This is a genomic window from Mesorhizobium sp. M7A.F.Ca.CA.004.06.1.1 (assembly GCF_003999135.1).
Classification (GTDB): domain Bacteria; phylum Pseudomonadota; class Alphaproteobacteria; order Rhizobiales; family Rhizobiaceae; genus Mesorhizobium.
The window spans coordinates 1-7,552 of the sequence record NZ_RZPQ01000235.1 but is presented as its reverse complement, the minus strand read 5'-3'; the positions used below and the strand labels follow the sequence as shown (position 1 = coordinate 7,552).

Here is a 7,552-nt window from a genome sequence, read left to right as displayed (position 1 = left end):
CGCTAGGGGTGGGGGTCCCTCTTCGTCAGAATTCTTGCTCGACAGACAGAACAGAGGGTGCCGCCTAATGTTCCGCCTGGAAGCCCGCACAAGCACACCTGCCTGGTTCAACCTCGCTCTGCCATTGCTGGCGATCGGCGGGACGCTCATCCTATGCAGCGGCCTCATCGCGCTGGCCGGCGCCGGCGTGCTCGAAGCCTATGGCGTGATGTTCACGGCGTCGCTGGGCGACAGCTATGCGATCACCGAAACGATGGTGCGTGCAACACCCATGATCTTCACCGGACTGGCGGTCGCGGTCGCCTTCCGGGCCAAATTCTGGAACATCGGCGCCGAGGGGCAATTGCTGGCCGGCGCGGTGGCCAGCTGCTTTGTCGGCGCCATTCCAATGCCGGGGCCGCTCGCCATGGTCTTGATGGCGGTCGCCGGTGCCGCGGCGGGAGCCGCAGTCGCGCTGGTGCCGGCGACGCTCAGAGTAAAATTCAAGGTCGACGATGTCGTCAGTTCGCTGCTGCTCAACTCGGTCATCTATTATGCGCTGATGGCGCTGATCGAAGGCCCGTGGAAGGACTCCTTCAGCGGCTATCCGATCTCGCCGCCGATCGAGGATTCGGCCAATTTCCCGGTGCTGCTCGAAGGCACAAGACTGCATCTCGGCGTCGTCGCGGCGCTGATCGCGGCGCCGCTGACCTGGTTCCTGATCGTGCGCACGACGCTCGGCTTCAGGATCAGGGTCACCGGCGAAAACCCGGAAGCCGCCAGATATGGCGGCATCCATGTCGAGCGGGTGCTGATCTCGACGGCGCTGCTGTCCGGCGCGCTGGCCGGGTTGGCCGGCGTCGGCGAGGTCGGCGGCGTGCATTTCCAGGTGATGAGCGACATCTCGCCGGGCTACGGCTATTCCGGCATCGTTGTTGCCATGCTGGCGCGGCTCAACCCGCTCGGCGTGGTGCCGGCGGCGATCTTCCTTGCCGCCGTGATGACCGGCGCCGAAGCGATGTCGCGGGCGACCGGCGTGCCGGCCTTCCTCAGCGACGTCATCCAGGGCACCGCATTGCTTTCCATGCTGGTGGCGCTGCTGTTCACCGCCTATCGCATCCGCCGCGTCGGGGTTGCCCGATGAGCGCGGTGTTCGAACAGATCTTCCAGGTCGGCTTCCTGGCCGCGATCATCCGCATCGCCACGCCGCTGGCTTTTGCAACGCTCGGCGAAATGTTCTCGGAGCGGGCTGGCGTGCTCAATCTCGGCATCGAAGGCATCATGCTGTTGTCGGCGATGACCGGCTTTACCGCCGCCAGTCTCAGCGGCAGCCTGTGGCTCGGCGTGCTGGCTGCGGTGCTGACCGGCATGCTGATGGGCGCGCTGCATGCGCTGTTCACTGTGGCGCTCGGCCTCAGCCAGCATGTCTGCGGCATCGGCGTGACGCTGTTCTCGTCGGGCCTCGCCTATTTCCTCTACCGGCTGATCTTCGGCCAGCAGTCGGTGCCGCCCAACATCAAGGGGTTTCAGACACTGCCGATCCCGCTCCTTTCGGACATCCCGGTGCTCGGGACGGCGGTGTTCAGCCAGTTCGCGCTGGTCTACATGGCGATCCTGGCCATTCCGCTGGCCGCCTTCGTGCTCTACCGCACGCCATGGGGCCTGTCGGTGCGTATGGTCGGCGAAAACCCGCGCGCCGCCGATTCGGCGGGGGTCAGCGTCATTGCCACGCGCTTCCAGGCAGTCATCCTCGGCGGTGCGCTGATGGGGCTGGCCGGCGCCTTTCTGTCGATGGCGCAGTTCAACGCCTTCACCTTCGGCGTCGTCTCGGGGCGTGGCTGGGTGGCGATCGCGCTGGTCGTGTTTGGCCGCTGGGATCCGTGGCGCTCGGCGGGGGCGGCGCTGCTGTTCGCCTTCGTCGATGCGCTGCAGTTGCGCATGCAGGCCAGCGGGCTCGGACACATCCCCTACGAGGCGTTCCTGATGCTGCCGTTCATCTTCACCATTGTCGCCATGGCGGTGATGTCGCGCAACGCGACGGCACCGTCGGCGCTGCTCAAGCCGTTTCGACGGGAAGAACGGTAGACGAGCAGGACTTGGTGCCTTTCCTCTCCCCCGATCGACGGGGTAGAGGAAGGGCGACAAGCTGTCCCTGGGACGAAGAACCTGTCCCTGGAAAGCCTCACATCGCCGTAAAACCATTGTCAACGAACAGATGCGTGCCGTTGACGAAGCTCGACTCGTCGCTGGCCAGGTAGAGCGCTGCCCTCGCCACCTCTTCCGGCTCGCCGATGCGGCCCTGCTGCGCGGCCAGTGCCGCGTCGGAGACGTCGACGCCGAGCCTGCCGAGGTCGGCGACCTCGCGCAGGCCGTGCGGTGTACGGATGAAGCCGGGGCAGACGGCGTTGCAGCGGATGTTGCGGTCGCGGAACTCGACGGCGATGGCGCGGGCGAACATGTGGCAGGCGCCCTTGGTGGTGTCGTAGAGCACTTCGTTGGGAGTCGCCGCCACCGCCGAGATCGACGAAGTACAGACGATCGAGCCGCCGCCGGCCGCAATCATGCCGGGCAAAACGGCGCGCGTCATCAGGAACATCGAGCGCACATTGACGGCATGCAGCCAGTCCCATTCCTGCACCGTGGTCTCCAGGAAGGGCTTTATCACGATGGTGCCGGCGTGGTTGAACAGCACGGTGACCGGTCCGAGTTTTTCGATAGCACCCTTCACGGCCGCTTCGACCTGTGCCTCGTCGGAGACGTCGGCGACAAAATGCTCGGCGAGATGGCCGCGCGCCCTGATTGTCGCTGCGGTTGCGGCGGCCGCCTCGCCGTTGCGGTCGATGATCGCCACCTTGGCGCCTTCGGCGGCGAACAGCTCCGAAGCCGCTCCACCCATTCCCGTCGCGCCCCCCGAAATGATGGCGACCTTGCCGGCCAGTCTTGTGCCCATTTTTCTGCCCCCTGTGTGGCGATTTCGCTTTGCTGGTGGGCGATGCTACCGCGCCGGCGCCGGGCGGCCAATCCACGAATTGAGCGCAGCGAAAGCAAGGTCATAGGTCCATTCGGACGCAGAAGCAAAAAACGGACGCTCCATATGGATCGGCCGTTAGAGTGCTCCCTCTAAGCAAGTGCCTACCAACTTCCAGCACCATAGGAGAAAATTATTCCATCTTTGGCCTAAAAATAGCAATCGACAAAGTCTACAAGTTTTATAGATTAACCGCCGAGACGGAGGTCGATATGTCCTATATCCAGAACGCCCAGACGGATCGCAGTGATCAGCGGTCGGCCAATGCCCAGGCCTTTCGCCCGGCCTATGCCGGGGCTTTCGCCTATCTCGTCTTTGCCCTTGCGTTCGTGTTCACCGGGGCCGTTGTGCTGGGCCTTATTCCCTGAGTCGTCAGATCGACCGGGCTTAGCTGCCCACCGCTTTCAGGCAATCGGAGTTGAATGAACCGAATCCTCGGCGTGCTTTCGCGCGCCCGACACCACGGAGGACATGGCAATGCCGATCGAGTTCACGCATATTCCCGGTAAGACCGCCGATGCCGCGGTTCCCTTTTTCTACGACTTTGCCGAGACCGCGACCAAGCTCGGGCTGATCGAGGATGGCGGCTTCCGCAAGATCGTCATCGACGATTCGGCCGGACTGCTGACCAACATGGATTTTGCGGCCCAGGTGCTCGATCGCACCTCGTCGCTGGAAGTCGTGCTCACCCATTGGGCGGGCGTGGTCGAACCGACCGTGGCGGCCCGCCAACTGGCGTCGATCGACAGGAAAAGCGGCGGGCGCCTGGCGCTGAGAATGATCAGCGAGCCGCTGAGCGACGCCGACGCCGAAACACGGCCGGTCGGGCACACCGTCATCTGGCAGCGCATCGACGAATATCTGGTGCTGCTGAAGCGGCTGTGGTCGAACGACCGGCCCTTCGACCACGAAGGAACGTTCTACAGCATCAAGGGCGGCTATGTGCCGCGCAAGGGACCGCACGGCGCCGACCTGGTCATCCGCATGGGCGGGCAGTCCGGAACGGCACTCAAAGTTGCCGGCCGGCATGCCGATGTCTTTGAATTGGCGCCCGGCTCGATCGACGAGATCCGGCAATTGATGGAGCGGGTGCGCCGCTCCGCCGCCGAACATGGTCGGGCCGGCAAGCTGCGCTTCGCGCTTCCGGTCGGGATTCACCAAGGTGCTTCCGCCTCCGGCCACAAGGCGGTCGATGTTGCCGGGCCACCAGCCCAGGCCGCCCTGTCGCTGCTTGCGTATGCAGCCCTTGGGATCGATGAATTCATGATTGTCGGCGTCGACACGCCACGCGAGATCGCAACGCTCGGCCGGGAAACGATCGCTCTGCTGCGCAATTCGCTGGCGCGTCGCGAACACGAGGCATTCCAGCCTGGGGCATATGCGTCTCGTGCAGGATTGGAGACGCGGGCAACGGGCTGAAGTTCTTCAGCCTTTTGTTGCCTCGGGCCTGTCGCCAAGCCGCGACAGGCCTTCAATGACAGCGCTCGAACCCGTTAGCGCGCCGAAGACGCCGTCTTCAACCGTCACCATGTGAAGGGCTGCTTCGTGCGCTTGTCTGTCGCCGCTGGCGCAGGCGTCCGAAATCGTCAGGCATTGGAAATTGCGGTCGCAGGCCTCACGCAGCGTGGTGTGGACGCAGACATCCGTGGTGCATCCGGAAAACAGCAGATGCGTGATGCCTTGCGCGCGCAGCACAAGTTCGAAATCCGTATAGGTGAAAGCGCTGTTGCAGGTCTTGTCGACGATGATGTCCTGCGGGGCGACGTCGATCTCCGGAACGATCTGGAATCCTGGACCAGAGCGCAGCAGGATTTCGGTGCCTTCGAGCCCAGCGCGCTTGCGGCGCCATGTCTCGTAGGGCGTCATGTCGGCCATGTCAGCCCGGTAGCCCTGCCTGGTGTGGATGACCCTGACACCGGCCTTGCGGGCGGCTGATATCAGCCGGCTCACGGTCGGCAGGATCGCCCTGAGCGGCGAGGGATCATATCCCTGCCTGGCGAAGTAGCCCGTCGTCGACAGGAAATCCTGCTGCAGGTCGATGACGATCAGCGCGGTGGTTTCGGCCATCAGCCTGCCGTCATAGGGAAAGTCGAAGGGCGTCGCCTTGATCATTTTTGGCTCCCGTTTTTCGATCGGCACTTGTTTGCTTGACGCAATTCCGAACGGAAACCGTTTCACACTTTCCCTGGAATTGCTCCAGCGGTTTCGTATCAGCGCGACGACACCAGATGCTGGGCGTCATGCAGGCGCCGATAGATGCCGCCGGCGCGGAGCAGTTCGCTGTGCGAACCCTGTTCGACGACGCCCGACTCCGAGACGACGACGATGCGGTCGGCGCCGCGGATCGTTGCCAGCCGGTGTGCGATGACCAGCGTGGTTCGGCCCTCGGCAAGTTCGGCCAACGACTTCTGGATTTCGCGCTCGGTCTCGGTGTCGAGCGCCGACGTCGCCTCGTCGAGGATAAGGATCGGCGGGTTCTTCAGGAACATGCGGGCGATCGCCAGCCGCTGCTTCTGGCCGCCGGACAATTTTACGCCGCGCTCGCCGATGATCGTGTCATAGCCGGCCGGCAGGCCCGATATCATGCCGTCGAGCTGCGCCCGCCGCGCGGCATCGGCGATAGCCTCGTCGGAGGCGCCGAGACGGCCATAGGCGATGTTTTCGCGGATCGAGCCCCCGAACAGGAACACATCCTGCTGGACGATGCCGATCTGGCCGCGCAGCGAAGCGAGCGTCATGTCCCTGATATCGATGCCGTCGATGCTGATCGCGCCGGCGCTGACCTCGTAGAAACGTGGCAGCAGCGAGCAGATGGTGGTCTTGCCGGCGCCGGACGGGCCGACGAAGGCGATGGTTTCGCCGGCGTGGATGGTGAGATCGATACCCCTGAGCACCGGCTTGCCGTCGCCATAGCCGAAGCTGACACCGCGATATTCGATGTCGCCCTTGAGGCCGCCCACAGTCACGGCACCTGGCCGGTCGGCAATGTCGGGTTCGGTGTCGAGTAGCTCGGTGTAGCGCCGGAAGCCGGCAATACCCTTGGGATAGGTCTCGATCACCGAGTTGATCTTCTCTATCGGCCGTACGAAGACTCCGACCAAAAGCAGGAAGCCGACGAAGCCGCCATTGCTGAGGCCTCCCGTGATGACGAGATAGCTGCCGGCGATCATGACCACGAGCTGGATCAGCCTTATGCCCATATAGTTCAGCGAATTGCTGGCCGACATGATGCGGTAGGCGTCGAGCTTGGTCTGGCGGTAGCGCTGGTTGTCATGCGCGAACAGCGTGCGCTCATGCTCCTCATTGGCGAAGGCCTGGACGACGCGCATGCCGCCGACATTCTCCTCGATGCGGACGTTGAAATCGCCGACACGCCGGTACAGCGCCTGCCAGTTGCGCTCCATGCGGTCGCCGTAGCGCATCGTCACCCAGGCGATCAGAGGCACGATCACCGCCGTGATCAGCGCCAGATGCATGTTGACCGTGAACATCAGCACGAAGGCGCCGGCGAAGGTCATGATGGCGATGAACAGGTCCTCGGGGCCGTGATGGGCGATCTCGCCGATCTCCTCGAGGTCCTTGGTGACACGGCCGACGAGATGGCCGGTCTTGTGGTTGTCGTAGAAGCGGAACGACAGCTTCTGCAAATGGTCGAAACTCTTGCGCCGCATCTCGGTCTCGATGTTGATGCCGAGCATGTGACCCCAATAGGTGACGACCGCCATCAGCACGGTGTTGAGCAGGTAAATCACCAGCAGCCCGGCAGACGCGATGATGATCAAGGTCCAGTCCTGCTGCGGCAGCAGCTGGTCGACGAAGGTGCGGACCGCCATGGGAAAGCCGAGTTCAAGCAGGCCGGCCAGCACCGCGCAGGAGAAGTCGAGCGCGAACAGCCCCTTCCAGGGCGCGTAGTAGGAAAGGAAACGTCTGATCATCGAGGTGAACCGCAAGCTGTCTTGACGGGCGCGGTGAGCGCGCCGGCCGTCATCGGTGGGCGCTGCTTACAATCGGCAGCGCAAGGGCGGCAATATGCCAGGACGGACTTCATTGCCTGCCTTTCCACATCAGCGCCATGAAATAGGGGCCGCCGACGAAGGCGGCGATGAGGCCGGCCGGCACTTGCCAGGGAAAGATCAGCGTCCGCCCTGCCCAGTCGGCGGCAACGAGGATCAGCCCGCCTGTCATGGCCGAGGCCAGAAGCTGCGGCACGGCGCGGTGGAAGCCAAGCATGCGTGCGAGGTGCGGCGCCATCAGGCCGACGAAGCTCAGCGGGCCGATGACCAATGTCGCGGTTGCGGTGGCCAATGCGGTGAGCGCAAGCAATGTGGCGCGAACACGTCCCAGTCGCAGGCCAAGGCCACGCGCGGCGGTTTCGCCGAGCGGCAGTATATCGAGCCAGCGCGCGGTCAGCGGCGCCAGCGCGAGGACGGTGACCGCGACCGTTGCGGCGGTGAAGGCATCCGTTGGCGTTGCGCGATAGGTCGATCCCGACAGCCAGGCGAGCAGGAAGTCCATGCGCGGATCGCCGCTGGCCAGAAGCAGCGC

The 7,552-nt window shown here is 64.1% G+C and carries 8 protein-coding genes; 4 read left to right on the top strand and 4 right to left on the bottom strand.

From position 1 onward, the window contains the following. The first annotated feature begins 67 nt into the window (after positions 1 to 67). Both EN906_RS15970 and EN906_RS15965 read left to right on the top strand, forming a co-directional pair. Complete coding sequence (locus EN906_RS15970; protein WP_127269072.1) at positions 68 to 1,123, top strand: ABC transporter permease; 1,056 nt, start codon at positions 68 to 70, stop codon at positions 1,121 to 1,123. After that, the gene (locus EN906_RS15965; RefSeq protein ID WP_127269071.1) at positions 1,120 to 2,064 is read left to right on the top strand and encodes an ABC transporter permease; all 945 of its coding nucleotides are present in this window, start codon (positions 1,120 to 1,122) and stop codon (positions 2,062 to 2,064) included. Before EN906_RS15970 ends, EN906_RS15965 begins: the two co-directional genes overlap by 4 nt. A 97-nt stretch (positions 2,065 to 2,161) precedes the next feature. Here the strand turns inward: EN906_RS15965 and EN906_RS15960 are convergent, their stop codons facing one another. Then, positions 2,162 to 2,929 carry an SDR family oxidoreductase gene (locus EN906_RS15960; protein WP_127269070.1) on the bottom strand — a complete coding sequence of 256 codons (768 nt, stop codon included), beginning with the start codon at positions 2,927 to 2,929 and terminating at the stop codon, positions 2,162 to 2,164. Between the two features lie 290 nt (positions 2,930 to 3,219). Between EN906_RS15960 and EN906_RS15955 the strand changes: the two genes are divergently transcribed. Both EN906_RS15955 and EN906_RS15950 read left to right on the top strand, forming a co-directional pair. Beyond that, the gene (locus tag EN906_RS15955; RefSeq protein ID WP_127269069.1) at positions 3,220 to 3,375 is read left to right on the top strand and encodes a hypothetical protein; all 156 of its coding nucleotides are present in this window, start codon (positions 3,220 to 3,222) and stop codon (positions 3,373 to 3,375) included. Positions 3,376 to 3,484: 109 nt separating this feature from the next. After that, entirely contained in the window at positions 3,485 to 4,426 is a 942-nt protein-coding gene (locus EN906_RS15950) for an LLM class flavin-dependent oxidoreductase (protein WP_127269073.1), read from the top strand. Positions 4,427 to 4,432: 6 nt separating this feature from the next. On the opposite strand, the gene EN906_RS15945 is transcribed toward EN906_RS15950, so the two are convergent. The 3 genes from EN906_RS15945 to EN906_RS15935 form a co-directional block, all read right to left on the bottom strand. Beyond that, positions 4,433 to 5,119, bottom strand: a complete 687-nt coding sequence (locus EN906_RS15945) for an isochorismatase family cysteine hydrolase (protein WP_127269068.1) — start codon at positions 5,117 to 5,119, stop codon at positions 4,433 to 4,435. 98 nt (positions 5,120 to 5,217) lie between these two features. After that, positions 5,218 to 6,942 (bottom strand): ABC transporter ATP-binding protein, encoded by a 1,725-nt coding sequence (locus tag EN906_RS15940; protein WP_127273365.1) that lies wholly within the window; start codon positions 6,940 to 6,942, stop codon positions 5,218 to 5,220. Positions 6,943 to 7,051: 109 nt separating this feature from the next. Beyond that, positions 7,052 to 7,552, bottom strand: a 501-nt coding sequence (locus EN906_RS15935) for an iron chelate uptake ABC transporter family permease subunit (protein WP_164777193.1), incomplete at its 5' end; no start/stop codon positions are given.

What these genes read in the sequence shown, in the direction of transcription:
- EN906_RS15940 (WP_127273365.1), bottom strand. Translation starts at nt 6,942, where the DNA reads ATGATCAGACGTTTCCTTTCCTACTACGCGCCCTGGAAGGGGCTGTTC.
- EN906_RS15950 (WP_127269073.1), top strand. Translation starts at nt 3,485, where the DNA reads ATGCCGATCGAGTTCACGCATATTCCCGGTAAGACCGCCGATGCCGCG.
- EN906_RS15965 (WP_127269071.1), top strand. Translation starts at nt 1,120, where the DNA reads ATGAGCGCGGTGTTCGAACAGATCTTCCAGGTCGGCTTCCTGGCCGCG.
- EN906_RS15955 (WP_127269069.1), top strand. Translation starts at nt 3,220, where the DNA reads ATGTCCTATATCCAGAACGCCCAGACGGATCGCAGTGATCAGCGGTCG.
- EN906_RS15960 (WP_127269070.1), bottom strand. Translation starts at nt 2,929, where the DNA reads ATGGGCACAAGACTGGCCGGCAAGGTCGCCATCATTTCGGGGGGCGCG.
- EN906_RS15945 (WP_127269068.1), bottom strand. Translation starts at nt 5,119, where the DNA reads ATGATCAAGGCGACGCCCTTCGACTTTCCCTATGACGGCAGGCTGATG.
- EN906_RS15970 (WP_127269072.1), top strand. Translation starts at nt 68, where the DNA reads ATGTTCCGCCTGGAAGCCCGCACAAGCACACCTGCCTGGTTCAACCTC.